Below are 18,724 nucleotides of genomic sequence, written 5' to 3' on the forward strand. Positions count from 1 at the left end.
ATATGGCGGCTTTGATCAACTATACCTGGCAAAGTATCTTTTGCTTAACCTTTCTTTACGGAATTTACTGGGTTTTTTTAAATGGAGAAAAAACCTTCCGGTTTAACCGTGCCTATCTTTTGATATGCCCCTTGCTGGCGCTGTTGTTTCCCCTAATGGAAATACCGGTTTCCTTCGACAAACCCAGTATTTCCCTGGAAAACACTTCTTTTCTGAAGGCCCTCAAGGTACAGGAAGACCAGGAAATAGTAGGCACTTTCAGCCTCCCCGAAATCACGGTTACCGATACCAAGCTTCCTTTACTCTGGGAGCTAAAAGATTATTTGTGCCTGCTATACTTGTTGGTTACCGCTTTTTTGTTTTTCAAACTTTTCTGGCAATACCTTCAGCTGCGCCAATTGCTGGAAAAAGGCTGGTACCAAACCGTCTATAAATTGAAAGGCAATTATTTTCTTGTCCCCACTTTTGGGCTGGCTCCTGTTTTTTCTTTTTTCGACAAGCTGTTTTGGGACGATACCCAAAAACTCTCGGAAGAAGAAGAAGACCAAATCATCAGACACGAGTTGGAACACATACGGCAGCGGCATAGTTGGGACATTTTATATTATCAATTTCTTAGCATTCTATTTTGGTTTAATCCTGTTATCCATCTTATGCGTTATTCATTGGTGGACCTCCATGAATACCTGGCAGATGAAAAAGTGCTGCGGCAGATAACCAACAAAGAAACATATCCGAAACTCATTGTCAAAATGGCTTTCAAGGGGCTGGATCTTCCAATTGGCAATTACTTTATCCGATCTACAACCTTAAAAAGAATTCTGATGATGAAAAAGAAAGCAAAAATCAACTGGTTCAAACTTGTGATGGTCATACCTTTGACCATCATGCTGTTTGGCCTGGTAAGCATGAAGTCCGAAACCGGACTGGTGTTTTTCAACCAATATCAGACTGCCAATCTACACACCATCTCGAAGCAGGTCACCGACCTGAAAGACACCCTGGACGTTGGGATACGGGTGCGCAGCTTGAAAAACCCCAAGCACTATGAGTGGATTGGCCCGTTGGAAAACGGAAAGCTGAAAGTACAACTGGGTGAACTTGAATACGAGTTCTCCGGAATATCCACCGATGATGAGTACATTAAAGTACGGGAACTGGTCAATATCCTGCGGGCCAATTCAAGGATGAGCAAAACCTATGAAAACATCCAGTCGGAATATGCGGTGGAAGAAAGCCCCGAACCCAGGGACGGTTGGGAAGCCTGGGAAAGCTACCTCAGGGAAAAAGTCAGCATTCCGGAAAAAGAACAAGAACTTGGCCTGTCGGGCATGGTTGACATTGAATTTGTGGTAGATCAGGAAGGCCGCATACATCATCCGGTGATCCGGAGAAGTTTTGGAGGAGGTGTGGATGAGCAGCTTCTGGCTATCATTCAAAGAGCGGATACGCCGCTGTGGAAGCCAGGTAAGGATAAAAACAAAGCTGTTCCGGCGGTAGTCACTTCCCGTATCGCTTTTAACTTCGGGGAGGGTATGGCCAGCAGAAGCAGTTTTTTTCCTGAACCTCAAAAATCCCTCGACCACCGCACCTACACTTCCCAACGCCTGGATGGGGATGAGGTTTTCGATGTGGTGGAATCCATGCCTGTTCCTCCCGGCGGTATGGAAGGATGGAACGCTTATGTCAGGGAAAATCTCGACTATCCTGAAGCTGCCTTAAGAAACCAAGCGGAGGGTACAGTATACGTGATGTTTGTGGTCAACAAAAAAGGGGAACTTCTCCATCCGGAAATCCTTCGGGGGGTAGGCCATGGCCTGGACGAAGAGGCGATGCGTTTAATAGAAAACTCCCCAAACTGGGAACCCGGTAGGCAACATGAACAAGCGGTGAATGTAAAAATGAGGTTACCCATCCGGTTTAGAATGGCCGACCACCAAACCAGAGCAACCCCTATATCGGTTGATAATGATCTGATAGCAGGCCTAATCATTCCCAGCGAGGCGTTCCTGAAATATTCTTTACAAAACCTTCAATATCCCAAAGAAGCCCGCATAGACCGGGAAGCAGGTACGGTTTATACTAAACTCAAATTCAACAGGGAAGGGGAAATCCTTGATGCCATTATTTTTAAAGGCATATCCAAAGAGATCGACAAGGAAGTACTGGATATTTTCCAAAATGCGCCCAAGTGGACCGTGAAAGGTGATAAAGAGACTTACCAGGCCATCTATCCCATCACGTTCAATATGGGAGAACACCAGGCGGAAGCAAAAAATGCTAAAACAACTTTTAAGGGCGGTATTATTGTAAATGCTTACCCCGCCTCCTTAACTAAAGAGAGGATAAAAAACCCCGTTTTCGACGTGAAAATCATTGATGAGAAGCTGTTATCCTTCCATGGAAATTTAATGAGAATCAATGAGGATTTGGAAGACCGGATAAAAGACCTGTTGGCACGCAGTGGGCTGGATGCAGAAACCGCTACCATACAGCTGACCGCTGAGGAAGGTGTGAGGATGGGCACGGTTCAGGATGTCCAAGCGGCTCTAAGAGTAAATGGTCTCAACAGGCTATTGTACACCAGCCGGTCTTCTGAGGAGACTGGGAAATACGGAACGGACCCTCAGATCAACTTGAACAGAGGACCCGATCAGCCATTGGTGATATTGGATGGCAAAGAAAAAACCGATATGAACGGAATTGACCCTATTGATATTGAATCCATTACCGTGCTGAAAGGGAAAAAAGCCACCAACCTTTATGGCGGAAAAGCAAAAAACGGGGTGATCCTTATCGTCTCTCATGACAATTAAATTTGGGATTCACCTTTTGTTCAGCATACCATTTGGTAAGCGGCCGTTTTAAAGGACCAGCTGTTTTGGCTGGTCTTTTTTTTGCTATATATTGCAGCTGCCTTATTGACCCGATATTCACCAGAACAGTATGACCTCTATGTGTAAAATAAACCCAAAGTCCTTGATTGTTGCCTTTTTCCTTCAAGCCAATATTGTTATCCCGACTTTTGCCCAATCTCCTGATGGTTTCAATTACGATGAATCCCGCATCTCTGCTTACAGTCTTCCCGATCTTTTTGTAAGCTTACAGGGCCAGCCTATCAGCAGCATCCATCAATGGGAATTTACCCGCAGGCCGGAAATCCTGCGGCTGTTTGAAAACGAAGTCTATGGGCAGGTTCCCCGGGATTTGGACCACATTGCTTTCAAGCTGGTGTCTGAGGACAAAAAAGCGGTGGACGGAGCTGCACATTTAAAAGAAGTGGATATCACCGTGGCGAGAAATGAGCGTGAAATCACCATCAGGTTAATACTTTTTATACCTAACCATAAGGAAACACCGGCACCTGTTTTTCTTTTAATTACCCACAGAGGCCACGAAAACATAGACCCTACCCGGCAACAGAAATCCGATTTTTGGCCCGTGGAACAACTTATAGCCAATGGATATGCCGCAGCGGCTTTCCATGTCTCGGATGTCTCCGATGACCATAAAGATACCTTTACAGAAGATCTACTCGAGCGGCTTTACCCCGAGCAACTGAAAATGGAAAACGGTATGCGGGGACTCGGGGCCTGGGCCTGGGGTGCCATGCGGATGATGGATTATTTTGAGCGGGATCCCGATATTGACGCCAAACGTGCCGGGGTGGTAGGTCATTCAAGGGGAGGTAAGGCTGCGCTGTGGACGGGTGTCCAGGACACGAGATGGGCCATTACCGTATCCAACGAGTCCGGATGTGGCGGTGCTGCTCTCTCACGGCGCCGGTTTGGAGAGACGGTCAAAAGGATCAACACCAATTTCCCTTATTGGTTTACGGATAATTTTAACCGGTACAACGACAACGAAGACGCTTTGCCGGTAGATCAGCACATGCTGGTGGGGCTGATGGCGCCCAGGGCAGTATATGTAGCCAGCGCCTCGGAAGACCAATGGGCCGATCCTAAAGGCGAGTTCCTGTCCCTGAAGCTGGGCAGCAGAGTGCACAGGGAAATTTACGGCATCCCTGTAGACCTCCCTGAAAAATTACCGGGCGTGGCCCAACCCGTACATCTGCCTTATATAGGCCACCATATCAGAGAGGGCAAACACAACCTCACCCTTTATGATTGGGAGAGGTTCATGGATTTTGCAGATCAATTATATGCTATCAAAAATGACTAATCCACGAAGAAAATTCATCAAAAAGTCCGCTTCCCTGGCCGCCCTTTCCATGGCAGGAATCTCCGCAGTCCATAGCAGAGACATTAAAACATGGAGCGGAAAGACTTTGGCCAACGCTGAGAAAGATATGGGATTACAAATGTGCCTGGCTTATTTCTGGGGCATCGAACCCAGAAAAGTAGCATTGGCACGCCAAATGGATGTTTTGGGCGCTGTAGGAGGCATCAACCCTGGCATGGCAGGTTTGCAAGGAGAAAAACCCTGGGACAAAAAAGTAATCAGGGGAGTGAAAGAAGCCTGGAAAAAAGAGGGGTTAACTCTCCGGGTGATAGAAGGCCCTCCCTCCCTTGGCACTTCCACCAAACTGGGCCTTGCTGACCGGGATGAGGAGATCGGGAACTTCATCACATTCATGAAAAACCTTTCACTGGAAGGCGTCGATACCATCTGCTATAACTGGATGCCTGTAATAAGCTGGGCCCGCACCACCCTGGACCGGCCCAGCCGCGGCGGGGCGTTGGTCAGTGCTTTTGATATGGAAGATGTACTGGAAAGAGAAAAAATCACCGACTACGGCGAATTGAACCACCAAAAAATGTGGGATAACCTGGAATACTTCCTTAAGGCTGCGGTTCCCGAAGCCGAAAAATATGGCATCAGACTCGCATTGCATCCGGACGATCCACCGGTAGACGATATTCAGGGAATTCCCCGTATCATGACTTCTGTGGATGCATTTAAAAAGCTCCTTGACCTCTACCCCAGCCCTTATAACGGTATCACTTTTTGCCAAGGTAGTTTTGCCTCTATGGGAAATGCCCATGACGGTGTGGACATCCCGGCGGCCATCCGGTATTTTGGCCAAAAAGAAGCCATTCATTTTGTCCATTTCAGGGATGTGAGGGGCCACAAGACCAACTTTGAGGAAACCTTCCATGATGATGGCAAAACGGATATGTTTGAAGCCATGAAATGTTATTATGAGATCGGTTTTAAGGGACCCATCCGCCCTGACCATGTGCCCACCATGGCAAGCGACAGCAATGACAAGCCTGGATACAGTACAATCGGGACGCTATTTGCAATCGGTTACATGCGTGGATTGATGGAAGGGGTAACTAAATCTGCCCAATAACCGGAGCAATAAAAAACCTGTCCAAAAGACATCGAGTCCGACCGCCATAGCCGGCTGATTGCCTATTGCATGAAAAGGCCATGCCATCTCAAAAGCAACTAAACCGGCTTCACCATATTCCTGTATAAAGCATTTATCCTTGGTTGTAAGATCCAGACACCAACCGGAAAAATCAGTGCCATCACAAACTCCCCATAGTATTCTGAAGGCTTAATGTGACTTTCTCTTTCCGCTCTCACCAGCGTCTTGGCCAGATAATTTAACGCATAAAGCCAGGAAGTAATGGCTAGAAGAGAGATAATACTCCCCAATATGTAAACCCAAACCGTGTTCTGAGGAGGTTCCTGTTCATGTTCCCAATAGATGGAATTAAATACCAACAAAAAGAAAAAAGAAAAATAAGATACAGCAACGCTAATTGAAAAATTAGATGAAGGGGTTGCCAGCTTGTGGTGAAGATGTTGATTCAACAGTTTGCCTGCTGACCAGAGCCACAAAAAGTAGCATAAAAAGGGAATGGTCATGATTAATCTGGCCATTGCATCTCCGACAAACCTCTCTTCTTCCCTTAGGGTCAAAGAAGCACCTGCATAAAGGAAAATGATCAACGGAATACCGACTATGAGCAGGAAGAGCTGCCAGTGCCTTATTTTAAGAAATACTTCCATGGCTTGCCATTTAGGGTTTTAAGATCACTTTTGTACAATTATCCTTTTTCTTTTTGAAAATATCATAGGCATTTGGCGCCTCTGACAATGGCAGTGTATGGGTAAGGATATCATGAAGGACGACCTCTCCTGTCTCCAATAAGTCCATTAATTGATCAATGTAATGCTGAACAGGTACCTGTCCCATCCGAATGGTCAAACCTTTATCGAATATCCTATGGACGGGGAAATTGTTGTAAGGGCTTCCATAAACCCCTACCACTGAGACCATCCCTCCTCTTCTTACGACCTCAAAACACTGATTCATCACATCAACACTTCCTTTTTCCACATTCAATGTGGCCTTTATTTTTGAAAACAAATTCCGTTCCGCTTCCATTCCGACCGCGTCTACACATACGTCGGCTCCTCTTCCGTCTGTCATATCCCTTACCGTTTCTTTGACATCTGCAGAGCCAGGATTAATGCCAATGACATCATTGGTCTTCTTGGCCAAAGCCAACCGATAATCCAACGGATCCACTGCTATGACCTTCCCGGCTCCTTGTAGCCATGCTGCCTTTTGAGCCATTAATCCCACCGGACCGGAGCCAAATATGACAACAGTTTCGCCTCCTTTTATTTGACTCCAATCGATAGACGCCCAGCCTGTGGGGAAGATATCGGTGAGGAAGAGGACCTGTTCGTCGGAAAAATGATCCGCCACTTTCCGTGGCCCGGTATTGGCGTAGGGTACCCTGACATACTCAGCCTGTCCTCCGTTATATCCACCATACAGACCGGTGTAACCGAAAATACCTCCGCCTTTGTTATCCATCAAGTCCCCGTTAGGTCCATATTTTTTGGGATTTGATTGCTCGCAATGAGGATGGAGGGCATGGTTGCAAAAAAAGCAACTTCCGCAGGCTATGGGAAAGGGCACGATCACCCTGTCTCCTTTTTTGAAACCGGTCACGCCTGAGCCTACTTCTACCACATTGCCCATAAATTCATGCCCCATGACAAAATCATTGGTTTCGGGAACAAACCCATTATAAATATGTAAATCAGAACCACATATGGCTGTGGAGGTCACCTGCACAATGATGTCTTCAGGATGTTCTATTTCCGGATCCTCAATGGTATCCACGGTTATATCCCCCATTTTGTGAAACACAGCAGCTTTCATAACATAGAAATTAAATTAACATTTAGCTTTATACCTTCCACCCGCAATCAAACTGCCACCGATTGCCGTACCCCCAATTGGGGAGGGACTGCTTTTTGGAAACCCACATTATATTTCATAAAACAACCGCTCCGTTTAGATAAAATTTGCATGCACGGGATATGCCAAGCTTTCTGCACCCCAGCACTAACAGGCTATTTTTTTCCGATCCTAAAATAAAAGACCGCCAGGTTTAACCCCTTAGTCAAATTGGGGCTTATCCGTAACATATTGATCCTTTTGAAACAATACCCACACAAGAAAATTGCCAACATTTATAATACAAACAATAATAAATATAAATATTGCAATCTATTTAACATACAACTCGATTTTTCAAATATTGGTATGAGTTTGGTTCTTCTTCTCCCATCAAAGTTGATCAGGAACCAGAGACAGGAACCGCCACAGGACGATCACCCGGTAAATGTGGTTAAAAGACATTCGGCCATGGAAATTTCAACAGCATTGATTACAGGAGGCAGTAGTGGAATCGGCAAATCGATCGTCAAAGCCATCGCTGAGCTTGGCATTGCCACTATTAATGCCGATAAACAACCTCCGGTGGAATCCCATCCCATGGTGAGTTTTTTAGAATGTGATGTAGCGAAAGCTGAAGATGTTCAAAATCTATACAACATCGTAAAATCCAATTGGAATATACCTGAAATAATGGTGTTAAACGCCGGAATAAGTGTACACGAAAGATTGGATGAGGGGGATCCCGAAAAATGGCATCAAGTATATAACACCAATATAATGGGTGCGCTGCGTATGATAAGGGCATTTGCGCCTGAAATGAAATTATACAAAAGCGCCCGCATCATCTTTATTTCCTCAGTGGCTGCCGGAAAAATATACCCCTATGGGGGCATATACAGTTCAAGCAAAATCGCTTTGGAAACCATTGCCGAAACCCTGCGGGTGGAGCTTCATCCTGATATCAAAGTCACCATAGTAAGCCCAGGTATTACCACCACCGAGTTTTTCAATAATGAATTGGCCGGAAACAGGAGTTTGGATGACTTTCCACTTGCAGGATTAAACCCACAAGATGTGGCTGATCAGATCATCAACGTCATCAGGGGTCCCGAAAACCTCGTAATCAACAAAATAATCATTCGACCGGAAGCACAGGAATTTTAATCTCTTTATAATATGAAAAGGATATTGATAATTGGAGGAGCCGGTTTTATAGGCTCCCACCTCACAGATGAATTGATCAGGGAAGGTTATGCTGTAAGGATACTCGATAACTTATCTCCTCAGGTTCACGAAGGCGGTAAACTTCCATCTTATTTGAATAAAAATACAGAATTCTTTTACGGGGACGTAAGGGATCCTATTGTCCTGAAACGGGTCCTGAAAGGAGTTGACGCCGTGTTCCATCTTGCCGCCAAAGTAGGGGTGGGCCAGAGCATGTATCAAATCAGGAGTTATACCGAAACCAACAACCTCGGAACCGCGACTTTGTTGGAGGCATTGGTGGATCATCCTGTACAAAAACTGATCGTGGCCTCCAGCATGAGCATTTATGGTGAAGGTCTGTATCTTGATTCCAAATCCGGAAATACGCTTGACAATTGCCGACGTGATCTTTCGGCGCTTAAAGAGGGGATTTGGGATATCCATGACCACACCGGCTCCTTGCTGGAACCGCTTCCTGTTAATGAAGAAAAAAAACCTAACCTTTCTTCTGTGTATGCACTTTCCAAATATGATCAGGAAAGGCTATGCATGATGGTGGGTGAAGCTTATAATATCCCCACTACGGCTTTGCGGTTTTTTAACGTATACGGAACCAGGCAATCTCTTTCCAATCCTTATACAGGCGTGCTGGCTATTTTTGCTTCAAGACTGCTTAATGACCATCCCCCCCTCATTTTTGAAGACGGGCTTCAGCTCCGGGATTTTGTACATGTAAAGGATGTCGCCAGAGCCTGCCTACTTTCCCTGGAAAGCGAAAGTGTAAACGGAGAAGCCATTAATATAGGGAGTGGTCAAAAATATACGGTTCGGTATATAGCCGACACGCTTGCCAAAATAATGGATAAGACTTCCGTAGGCTATCAACTTACCGCCACATACAGGAAGGGGGATATCAGGCATTGTTTTGCTGACATCTCTAAAGCCGCCGGGCTTCTTGGTTATTCTCCGCAAATTTCACTCGAAGATGGACTGCAAGAACTATCAGAATGGTTGCGGACACAACTGGCTATAGACAGGGTCAATATGGCCAAAGAAGAATTGGAGCTTAGGGGACTTACGCTTTGAGAGTACCAATTATCTTACATGAACCCTTTATAATGAATTCGCCATGAAACCAACAAAAAACCACAACTTAAAAGAACCTACCATCGGAATTCTTGAATGGTTCAGGATTGGGGAATATGACCACGTTGAAAAAACCCTTGAGGATCTAAAAACACTGGGAATAAGCCACCTAAGAACAGGGATTTCCTGGGCGGATTGGCATATTGGAGCGTCCGACTGGTATGATTGGCTGTTTGATAGACTCAAAAACCAAGTCGATTTGTTGCCGTGTTTTCTATACACTCCACCGTCAATCGCCGAGGTCCCAAAAACCTCGTCTCCTCCACAATCCCTTAAATCCTATCCGGATTTCATCGATGTCATGATCAGCCGTTATGGAGACTGTTTTGAATGGGTAGAGCTGTGGAATGAACCCAATAACCGGCTGGAATATGATTTCACCCTGGATACCTCCTGGGAAAAATTCTCTTCCATGATTAACATGGCCGCTTATTGGTCCAAGCACAGGGGTAAAAAAACCTTGCTGGGCGGAATGAGTCCTATCGATCCAAATTGGCTGCAACTGATGTTTGACAAAGGCGCCATGAAATACATTGATGCGATAGGCCTGCATGCTTTCCCTGATGTATTTGACCAACAATGGCTGGGATGGGATTATAATCTGGAGCAGGTGAAGGAAGTTTTGAAAAAAAATAACGCCGATAAGACCCAGATTTGGATATCTGAAACCGGATTTTCCACCTGGCAGCATGATGAAATGAAACAGTTGGAAGAATATAAAAAAATAAAATCCCTTGATAAAAATGAAGTAAGCAGGGTTTATTGGTACAGCTTGTACGATCTAGACCCCGCGCAGTCTACCATCGGTGGATTCCATTTGGATGAAAGAGAATATTTCTTCGGCTTGAAAAAATTGGACGGGTCGGGCAAACTGCTTTACAAAATTCTGGAAGAGAGTAAATCCACCCGCCGGTTAAAGCATCAGGAATATTTAAAGAAATCCTACTACGTGAATCACCTCAAACCTTATGTCATGATAACCGGAGGCGCAGGATTTATAGGAACCAATTTAGCAGCCCGACTGGTCAAAGAAGGCAAGAAGGTGATGATATATGACAACCTTTCACGGCCGAATGTCCTTCATAACCTGCGATGGTTAAATGACAATTTCGGAGATAAGCTACTCATCCAAATAGCCGATATAAAAGAAACCAGGACCCTGGAAACTTCCGTGGCAGGCGCCACGGAAATCTATCACCTGTCGGCGCAGGTTGCGGTGACATCCTCTTTAACGGACCCTGGTCATGATTTTGAAGTCAACCTGCAGGGCACTTTCCAGCTTCTGGAAGCCATAAGAAAATCCGGGAATAATCCTCCCCTGTTGTTTACTTCCACCAATAAGGTATATGGGAATCTCGAAGACATAGAGCTCATCGAACTTGAAAAGCGGTATGTCCCTGTGAATGATAACTTGAATTCGGGTATAAGCGAACAGAGGGCTTTGGATCTTTACAGTCCCTATGGCTGTTCAAAAGGCGCCGCGGATCAATATATCCTGGATTATAGCCGCTCATTTGGGCTGCAAACCGTGGTTTTTAGAATGAGCTGTATCTATGGACCACACCAGTTCGGCACGGAGGACCAAGGTTGGGTGGCCCATTTTCTTATCCGGTGCCTGCAGGGAAAACCCATTACCATTTATGGAAATGGAAAACAAGTCAGAGACATTCTGTTTGTTGAAGACCTCATAGAAGCCATGTGTCTCGCCACCGGGCACATCGATAAAATTGCAGGGGAAGTATTCAATATGGGCGGAGGAGCAGCTAATATGGCCAGTTTAATAGAGGTGTTGGATTACGCATCCTTATTGGTCCCTTCCCTGCCCCAAATCCGTTTTGAACCCAAACGTCTTGGAGATCAGGATTATTATGTTTCAGATATTGGTAAGTTCAACGATAAAACAGGATGGAAGCCCAGCTACTCTATCCACAAGGGTATGAACGAACTGTATTCCTGGCTTATCCACCATCCCACACCGCTGAACCTGCCTTTTTCGCCCAATGGAATTTATAAAAAACCCACTGCCGTATGAATCAGCTTAAAACATCCACCGGAAAAACAGAAGGGCTGACCAAGGACCCCGCGTTAATGGAAAGTGCGGTGATAAAATCCCCGGGAAATATCCATCTGGAAAAATATGTAATCCCCCCTCCTTTGGAAAACCAATTGATCCTTCAGATGGAAGGATGCGGAATCTGTGCATCCAGTCTCCCCGTGTGGCAAGGAAGAGAATGGTTCTCCTATCCCCTAAACCCCGGGGAACCGGGTCACGAAGGCTGGGGGACTGTGGTAGAAGCAGGAAAAAAAATAACTCACTTTCGTCCCGGGGACCGCGTGGCTACATTAAGTACCCGGGCCCTTTCCACCCATGTCCTTACCGATGCGGAAAATGTAATTAAGCTGCCCCCTTTTCTTTTGGGCAAACATTTCCCGGGTGAACCTCTCGGCTGCACCATGAACGTCTTCAAAAGAAGCAGGATAAAAAAGGGGGACACTGTTGCCGTAGTGGGTGCCGGTTTTTTGGGTTTAATGTTAATACAACTGGCAAAAGCCCAGGGAGCGGGAGTGATCGCTGTCTCCCGCCGCAGATTTTCGTTGGATATGGCCACAGCTTATGGCGCGGATGGAGTGATCCTCATGGACGACCAAACAGCAATCATCGACCAGGTCAATATGATGACAGAGAAACGCCTTTGTGATTGTGTGATAGAGGTCACTGGCAAGGAATGGCCGTTAAACCTCGCCATAGAACTGACCAAAACCAGGGGCAGGCTGATCGTAGCCGGGTTTCATCAGGACGGGATGCGCCGGATCAACATGCAGCTTCTTAACTGGAGAGGTATTGATATGATCAATGCTCATGAAAGAGAGCAACATGTATATATTCAGGGCATAAATGAGGCCATACAGGCCATTTCGGAAAACCGGTTAAACCCATTCCCGCTGTTTACCCACAGCTACGATCGCTATCACCTGACAGAGGCTTTCCACGACCTGGAAGGCAGGCCGGATGGTTTTGTGAAAGGCATTGTTACTTTTTGACTTCCTGGCGATGAAAAAACCGCAGAGAAAAACGAGGCTAGGGTTCATAGGCGTGGGTTGGATAGGCCTTAACCGCCTCAAAGCCGTTTCGGATTCCGGAATGGCCGAGATATGCCAGATTTGTGAGCCATCGGAAATAAATGCAAAAGCAGCCCTACAGGCATGCACCAACGGCGCCCGGATCCGTTCCGAAGATGAAATAATAAACGATCCTGAGATAGACGGGGTGGTCATTGCCACGCCCAGTGCCTTGCATGCCCGCCAAGCTATCAATGCGCTGGAAGCAGGTAAAGCGGTCTTCTGTCAGAAGCCACTTGGCTGTACATCCACGGACGTTCAAAAAATCCTGGATGCTGCCAAAGATCACGACAAACTTCTGGAAGTCGATTTCTCCTATCGCCACTGCCAGGCCTTCCGGTATCTTATGGACACCGTAAAATCCGGGAATCTGGGAGAAATATTCGCCGTGGATTTGGTATTTCACAATGCCTATGGTCCTGACAAAAACTGGTATTATGATACCGGCCTCTCAGGCGGAGGGTGCGTGATGGATCTTGGAATCCATTTGCTCGATATGGCTTTTCATTGTTTAAGTTTTCCGGAAATCATTGACGTACAAAGTGACCTTTTTCATCAGGGCAGACGCCTCGCGAAAAACAAGGCCCACAATCAACCGGAAGATTATGCCCATGTTTGTCTACAATCCCCCGGCACTTCATTTAACCTGCAATGCTCATGGAACCTTCATGCCGGAAAAGATGCCATTATCAAGGCTGTTTTTTATGGAACCAAAGGAGGCGCAGCCTTTAAGAATTCAGGTGGCTCTTTTTATGAATTTAGGGCAGAAAAGTATGAGGGGACAAAAAGCCGGTATATCGATACGCCGGATGATGACTGGGGAGGCAGAGCCGGTATAAAATGGCTGCAAAAACTTCATGAAGGCCGCGGCTACGATCCACAGGTTTCAAAGGAAATCCTTTCTATAACCAAAACCATTGATCGCATATATGGAAGAGGATAAACTCAAAATACTGATGACCGCTGACACCCTGGGCGGCGTATGGAATTATGCCCTGACGTTGAGTAAGTGCCTGGCTCCCTATAATGTGGAGATCCACCTAGCCACCCTTGGAAGAACACTTTCTGACAAACAAAAAGCAGAAGTTAAAAAAGTGTCCAATGTCATCATTTATGAAAGTAGTTTTAAGTTAGAGTGGATGCCTTTGCCATGGGAGGATGTGGAACTTGCCAAAACATGGCTCATTGATCTGTATAAAGAAATACAACCTGACCTTATCCATTTTAATAATTTTGGCCAGGTATTACACCGATGGGACTGCCCCATTGTCACCGTGTTTCATTCGTGTGTAATGACCTGGTGGAAAGCCGTGTACGGGCATGAGCCTGAAGCGCTCCAATGGAAAACATACAGGCAGAAGGTGGAAGAAGCGTTGAGTCTTTCCAATATGGTCATAGCCCCAAGCTATGCTATTCTGCAGCAAGCAAAAACAGTATACAACATCTACAGTCCGTCAATGGTAATCCCCCACGGCACAGAGGAGTTGGATTTTCCCTATTTGCCCAAAGAACCGCTGATTTTTTGTGCCGCAAGGCTGTGGGATGAAAGCAAAAATATCAGGGCCCTGGACAAAATCGCCCCCTATATCGACTGGCCCATTTATGTGGCAGGTGATCTCAACGATCCCGTTACCGGAAAAACCTTCACGGCCGATAATATCCATTTATTAGGAAACATAGAAAGAAACGAACTGGCAGCCTGGCTTCAAAAAGCCATCATCTACACACAACCCTCTCTTTATGAACCTTTTGGATTAGGCGTATTGGAAGCAGCGAGCCATGGTTGCACCCTGATTCTTCAGAACCAGCCCACTTTTCGGGAGCTATGGAATGATGCAGCTTGCTTCGTGGATTTTAAAAATCCGGAAGAGGCAATCGCCAAATTCAATCAGATCATCAATAATGGATTGGTGCTGCAAAACCTATCTTTTAAAGCCAAAAAACGGTCAAAGCTATACAATGTTCTCCAAATGGCGGAAAAGTATATTTCCCTTTATCATTATCTTATTAAATCACATAAACCTTTAACATCATGAAGATTACCATGTTTTATCATTCCCTGTTCTCCGATTGGAACCACGGAAATGCCCATTTCTTAAGAGGTGTTGTTGATGAACTCCATGCGAAAAATCACGAAGTCACCGTCTATGAACCCTACAACGGATGGAGTCTCAGAAATATGTTGTTGGACCATGGCATGCAAACCATTCATCAATTTCAGGAGTACTATCCCAATTTGAAGGGCGCCTTTTATGACGACGACAACCGCGATGAAATAGAATTCATCGTTGAGGATTCGGATCTGGTCATCGTCCACGAATGGAATGCTCCCCACCTGATTAAAATCCTCGGAAGAATAAAAAGAAAACACGGATTCCTCCTCTTATTTCATGATACACATCACCGCGCCATCTCAAAACCGAAGGAGATGGAACAGTTCGACTTTTCGGATTTTGACGGCGCACTCGTCTTTGGCAAAGTTCTAAAATCGTTATACGACGAAAAAAATTGGTTTCCCAACGTCTGGATTTGGCACGAGGCCGCTGATGTAAAACGCTTCAAACCCTATCCCAAAGCCGAAAAAGAAGGGGACCTGGTTTGGATAGGAAACTGGGGTGACAAGGAAAGAGAAGACGAACTGATGGAATTTCTCATCCGGCCTGTAAAAGAATTAGGGGTTAAAGCAAAAGTATATGGTGTAAGGTATCCCGACCATGCCTTAAGGGAATTGAAAGCCGCGGGCATCGCTTATGGAGGGTGGTTACCGAATTACAAAGTGCCCGAGACGCTTGCCAAATACAAAGTCACTTTACACATCCCCCGGAAACCTTATGTACAACTGCTTCACGGCATTCCTACCATCCGCCCGTTCGAAGCCATGGCCTGTGGAATACCGCTTATCTGTTCTCCCTGGCACGATACAGAAGCATTGTTTCAGAAAGGTAAAGATTACCTTCCCGCCACTGATGGGGAGAAAATGAGAGAGCATATACAGGATTTGCTGGAGGACCATTCCAAAGCGGATGCTCTTTCTTTACACGCCAATAATACGATTCTGGACAGACACACCTGTTCGCACAGGGTCGGGCAATTGGAAACCATAGTCTCGCAACTGAGGCTGCAACAATCCATACCTATTAATTAAACCGCATCATTAATTATGAAAACATTAAAAAAAAAGATAGCCTTCTTCGGATCAAGCATCGTCTCCGCCTATTGGAACGGTGCGGCGACCTATTATCGGGGAATGATCAGAGCGCTCGCCGAATTAGGGTATACCACCACTTTTTATGAACCCTTAATCCTCGACCGGCAACGGCACAGGGATATCGCTGACCCGGGTTGGTGCAAGGTGGTTATCTACGAATCGACGCTGCCAGCACTGGATAAATGTCTGGAAGAGGCGGCTTCCGCCGATATTATTGTCAAAGCCAGCGGCGTGGGTGTATTTGATGATTATTTGGAAAAATCTGTCCCATCGCTCAAAAACGAAAACAACCTCATCATCTTCTGGGATGTGGATGCACCTGCCACACTTGACAGGCTACACCGAAATGATACGGATCCCTTCCACGATCAAATTCCCAAATTTGATCTGGTTTTGACCTATGGAGGCGGGGATCCGGTAACACAAGCCTATCATGAGCAAGGGGCTTCTTTGTGTTTCCCTGTTTATAATGCTTTGGATACATCGACCCACTTTCCCGTGGCCCGCAAGAAAGCGTTCTCGGCGGATCTCGCCTTTCTTGGGAACCGGCTTCCGGATAGGGAAAAAAGGGTAAGGGACTATTTTCTGGATGTAGCCAAAAGGACGCCTCAAAAGACATTTTTGCTCGGGGGAAGCGGCTGGCATGACTTAAATTTTCCGGAAAACGTCACCTACAAAGGTCACGTCTATACACGCGACCATAATGCCTTTTACTGTAGTCCTCTGGCAGTTCTGAATATCAGCAGAGACAGCATGGCTACTTATGGGTTTTCACCGGCCACCCGTGTCTTCGAGGCAGCCGGTGCCGGAGCCTGTATCATTACGGACCAATGGCCCGGAATAGAAACCTTTTTTGAACCGGAAAAGGAAATCTTAGTCGCCGATAGCGGAAAAGAGGTGGAAAAAATACTGCTTGGCCTCACCAAGGAAAAAGCAAAAAAAATCGGTGAGGCAGCCTTTGAAAAAGTACGTAAAATACATACCTATTCCCACAGGGCGAAGTTTCTTCATCAACTGTTTATAGAATACGGGGCAAAAAAGGAAGGACAGGATATTTTAAAAATCAATTGAAATACCACCATGAGAATAATATCAGGAAAAGAACTTTCCTGTTCCATATGACCACTGATAAATAAACTGCCACCATGAAAATCGTAATTATCGGGCTTTCCATTACCTCCTCCTGGGGAAACGGACATGCCACTACCTACCGTTCGCTGGTAAAAGCCCTTACCAGTTTAGGGCATTCCGTTTTATTTTTGGAGTTCAACACCCCTTTCTATGCCGCCAACCGCGACCTGCCCCATCCTTCGTTTTGCGAACTGGGTGTCTACGATTCATTTAAATCTTTACAATCTGACTTTTCTTCCAATGTGCAAAATGCGGATTTGGTAATAGTCGGCTCTTATGTCCACGATGGAATCCAGGTGGGCGAATGGGTACAGCGTCTGGCACAGGGAGTCGTGGCATTCTATGACATCGATACGCCGGTGACCCTGGCCCGGCTAAAATCCGGTAACTGCGATTACCTCTCCCCGGCGCTAATCCCAAAATACGATCTCTATCTTTCCTTTTCCGGGGGTCCTATTCTGGATGAATTGGAAGATAAATGGAAGTCACCCAATGCCAAACCGCTTTACTGCTCAGTTGATATTGACATGTACTATCCGCTGAGCCTGGAAAAAAAATGGCTCATGGGCTATATGGGCACATACAGTCCGGACCGGCAGCCGCCCCTTGATAAACTGCTTATAAAGCCGGCTGAAACATTACCGGCCAGCAAATTTGTGGTGGCGGGACCCAAATTCCCTTCGGAAGTGGATTTTCCGGCAAATGTGGAGACGATCGAACACCTGCCACCCCACCGGCACTGTGAATTCTATAACTCCCAGAGGTTCACTTTGAACCTCACCAGATCAGATATGATTGCAGCGGGTTATTCTCCCAGCGTGAGATTATTTGAGGCAGCAGCGTGCGGGACACCTGTGATTTCGGACACCTGGAATGGTTTGGATTCTTTTTTCACGCCAAACCAGGAGATATTGTTGGTGGAGGATACGGAGGATATACTTGTCTATCTTCAAGACCTTTTACCGGAAGAAGCCGTGAAAATCGGAAAAAATGCAAGGAAAAAAATCCTTAAGCACCACACTTCACAAATCAGGGCTTCAGAATTGGTTCTTTATACAAAAGAAATAATAAATCGATAACAGCAAACGTCACGTATTCTGAATAAACCATAATTAAGTTCCAATGGCAAGCGTAATAAAAAGTCGCAATTTGTTGATGCTTCAGGGCTGGTACTATTTGCTTACAGGAATATGGCCGCTGATACATATAGAAAGCTTTATGTGGGTCACCGGCCCTAAGTTGGAAATTTGGCTGGTGAAGACCGTTGGCGTGATCATCACCATGGTGGGCACTGCCTTTTTGCTGGAAGCCCATTACAATGACCGGTCCTTATCCATGAAACTATTGGCTGTGCTTGCAGCGCTTGGGTTCATCTACGTGGATATCCATTATGTGGCCCGCGGCACCATTCATCCCGTATATTTAACGGATGCATTTGCCCAGTCCCTTCTGGTGCTTTTCTGGATGATTATTTGGCTTAAACGAAAAGCATAAACCGGGCGTGGTGTTTCATCTGTTTATAATTGTTTTTTTAAGGTCACATGCTTGCGTGCCGTAATGCACTTCAGCATGCAGGCAGGGAATCTCGCATGTTTTCCCCCCCGATATTCTATCCACCTCCGTTAACTTAAGGACTAACCTGCTGACAAACAGGTTTTTGAGGACGGCGTAATTCCTCCTTGGAGGAATTGCGTAGTTTTTTCCCCATATTTGTTTAGTTATTTATTTGTAAATAAAAG

At 45.8% G+C, this 18,724-nt stretch carries 15 protein-coding genes; 13 read left to right on the forward strand and 2 right to left on the reverse strand.

The window, feature by feature from the left end; translation table 11 throughout:
- The first annotated feature begins 2 nt into the window (after window positions 1-2).
- The 3 genes from ACFPFU_RS20090 (at window position 3) to ACFPFU_RS20100 (ending at window position 5,317) form a co-directional block, all read left to right on the forward strand.
- A complete protein-coding gene (locus ACFPFU_RS20090; RefSeq protein ID WP_377067460.1) occupies window positions 3-2,816 on the forward strand; it encodes a TonB family protein in 2,814 nt (937 codons plus the stop codon).
- Between the two features lie 163 nt (window positions 2,817-2,979).
- Window positions 2,980-4,182 carry an alpha/beta hydrolase family protein gene (locus ACFPFU_RS20095; protein ID WP_377067462.1) on the forward strand — a complete coding sequence of 401 codons (1,203 nt, stop codon included), beginning with the start codon at window positions 2,980-2,982 and terminating at the stop codon, window positions 4,180-4,182.
- The gene (locus tag ACFPFU_RS20100; protein ID WP_377067464.1) at window positions 4,175-5,317 is read left to right on the forward strand and encodes a mannonate dehydratase; all 1,143 of its coding nucleotides are present in this window, start codon (window positions 4,175-4,177) and stop codon (window positions 5,315-5,317) included. Before ACFPFU_RS20095 ends, ACFPFU_RS20100 begins: the two co-directional genes overlap by 8 nt.
- A 98-nt stretch (window positions 5,318-5,415) precedes the next feature.
- On the opposite strand, the gene ACFPFU_RS20105 is transcribed toward ACFPFU_RS20100, so the two are convergent.
- Window positions 5,416-5,985: a hypothetical protein gene (locus tag ACFPFU_RS20105; protein WP_377067466.1), complete on the reverse strand. Its 570-nt coding sequence runs from the start codon at window positions 5,983-5,985 to the stop codon at window positions 5,416-5,418.
- A gap of 10 nt (window positions 5,986-5,995) precedes the next feature.
- Window positions 5,996-7,153 (reverse strand): zinc-dependent alcohol dehydrogenase, encoded by a 1,158-nt coding sequence (locus ACFPFU_RS20110; RefSeq protein ID WP_377067468.1) that lies wholly within the window; start codon window positions 7,151-7,153, stop codon window positions 5,996-5,998.
- A 489-nt stretch (window positions 7,154-7,642) separates the two neighbouring features.
- Between ACFPFU_RS20110 and ACFPFU_RS20115 the strand changes: the two genes are divergently transcribed.
- The 10 genes from ACFPFU_RS20115 to ACFPFU_RS20160 all read left to right on the forward strand — a co-directional run bounded on the left by ACFPFU_RS20115 (window position 7,643) and on the right by ACFPFU_RS20160 (window position 18,479).
- Window positions 7,643-8,338 (forward strand): SDR family oxidoreductase, encoded by a 696-nt coding sequence (locus ACFPFU_RS20115; RefSeq protein ID WP_377067470.1) that lies wholly within the window; start codon window positions 7,643-7,645, stop codon window positions 8,336-8,338.
- Between the two features lie 12 nt (window positions 8,339-8,350).
- Window positions 8,351-9,466 (forward strand): NAD-dependent epimerase/dehydratase family protein, encoded by a 1,116-nt coding sequence (locus ACFPFU_RS20120; protein WP_377067472.1) that lies wholly within the window; start codon window positions 8,351-8,353, stop codon window positions 9,464-9,466.
- A gap of 43 nt (window positions 9,467-9,509) precedes the next feature.
- Window positions 9,510-11,558 carry a GDP-mannose 4,6-dehydratase gene (locus ACFPFU_RS20125; protein WP_377067474.1) on the forward strand — a complete coding sequence of 683 codons (2,049 nt, stop codon included), beginning with the start codon at window positions 9,510-9,512 and terminating at the stop codon, window positions 11,556-11,558.
- Window positions 11,555-12,568 carry an MDR/zinc-dependent alcohol dehydrogenase-like family protein gene (locus tag ACFPFU_RS20130; protein WP_377067476.1) on the forward strand — a complete coding sequence of 338 codons (1,014 nt, stop codon included), beginning with the start codon at window positions 11,555-11,557 and terminating at the stop codon, window positions 12,566-12,568. Before ACFPFU_RS20125 ends, ACFPFU_RS20130 begins: the two co-directional genes overlap by 4 nt.
- A gap of 10 nt (window positions 12,569-12,578) precedes the next feature.
- Entirely contained in the window at window positions 12,579-13,589 is a 1,011-nt protein-coding gene (locus ACFPFU_RS20135) for a Gfo/Idh/MocA family protein (protein WP_377067478.1), read from the forward strand.
- The gene (locus ACFPFU_RS20140) at window positions 13,576-14,682 is read left to right on the forward strand and encodes a glycosyltransferase family 4 protein (protein ID WP_377067480.1); all 1,107 of its coding nucleotides are present in this window, start codon (window positions 13,576-13,578) and stop codon (window positions 14,680-14,682) included. The genes ACFPFU_RS20135 and ACFPFU_RS20140 overlap by 14 nt, the downstream gene beginning before the upstream one ends.
- Window positions 14,679-15,791: a CgeB family protein gene (locus tag ACFPFU_RS20145; RefSeq protein WP_377067482.1), complete on the forward strand. Its 1,113-nt coding sequence runs from the start codon at window positions 14,679-14,681 to the stop codon at window positions 15,789-15,791. The genes ACFPFU_RS20140 and ACFPFU_RS20145 overlap by 4 nt, the downstream gene beginning before the upstream one ends.
- A 15-nt stretch (window positions 15,792-15,806) precedes the next feature.
- On the forward strand, window positions 15,807-16,925 hold the full coding sequence (locus ACFPFU_RS20150; protein WP_377067484.1) for a CgeB family protein: 1,119 nt from the start codon (window positions 15,807-15,809) through the stop codon (window positions 16,923-16,925).
- A 74-nt stretch (window positions 16,926-16,999) separates the two neighbouring features.
- The gene (locus ACFPFU_RS20155; RefSeq protein WP_377067486.1) at window positions 17,000-18,064 is read left to right on the forward strand and encodes a CgeB family protein; all 1,065 of its coding nucleotides are present in this window, start codon (window positions 17,000-17,002) and stop codon (window positions 18,062-18,064) included.
- A gap of 43 nt (window positions 18,065-18,107) precedes the next feature.
- A complete protein-coding gene (locus tag ACFPFU_RS20160) occupies window positions 18,108-18,479 on the forward strand; it encodes a hypothetical protein (RefSeq protein WP_377067488.1) in 372 nt (123 codons plus the stop codon).
- Window positions 18,480-18,724: the final 245 nt, after the last annotated feature.

It is taken from the genome of Negadavirga shengliensis, assembly GCF_042652345.1.
Classification (GTDB): Bacteria; Bacteroidota; Bacteroidia; order Cytophagales; family Cyclobacteriaceae; genus Negadavirga; species Negadavirga shengliensis.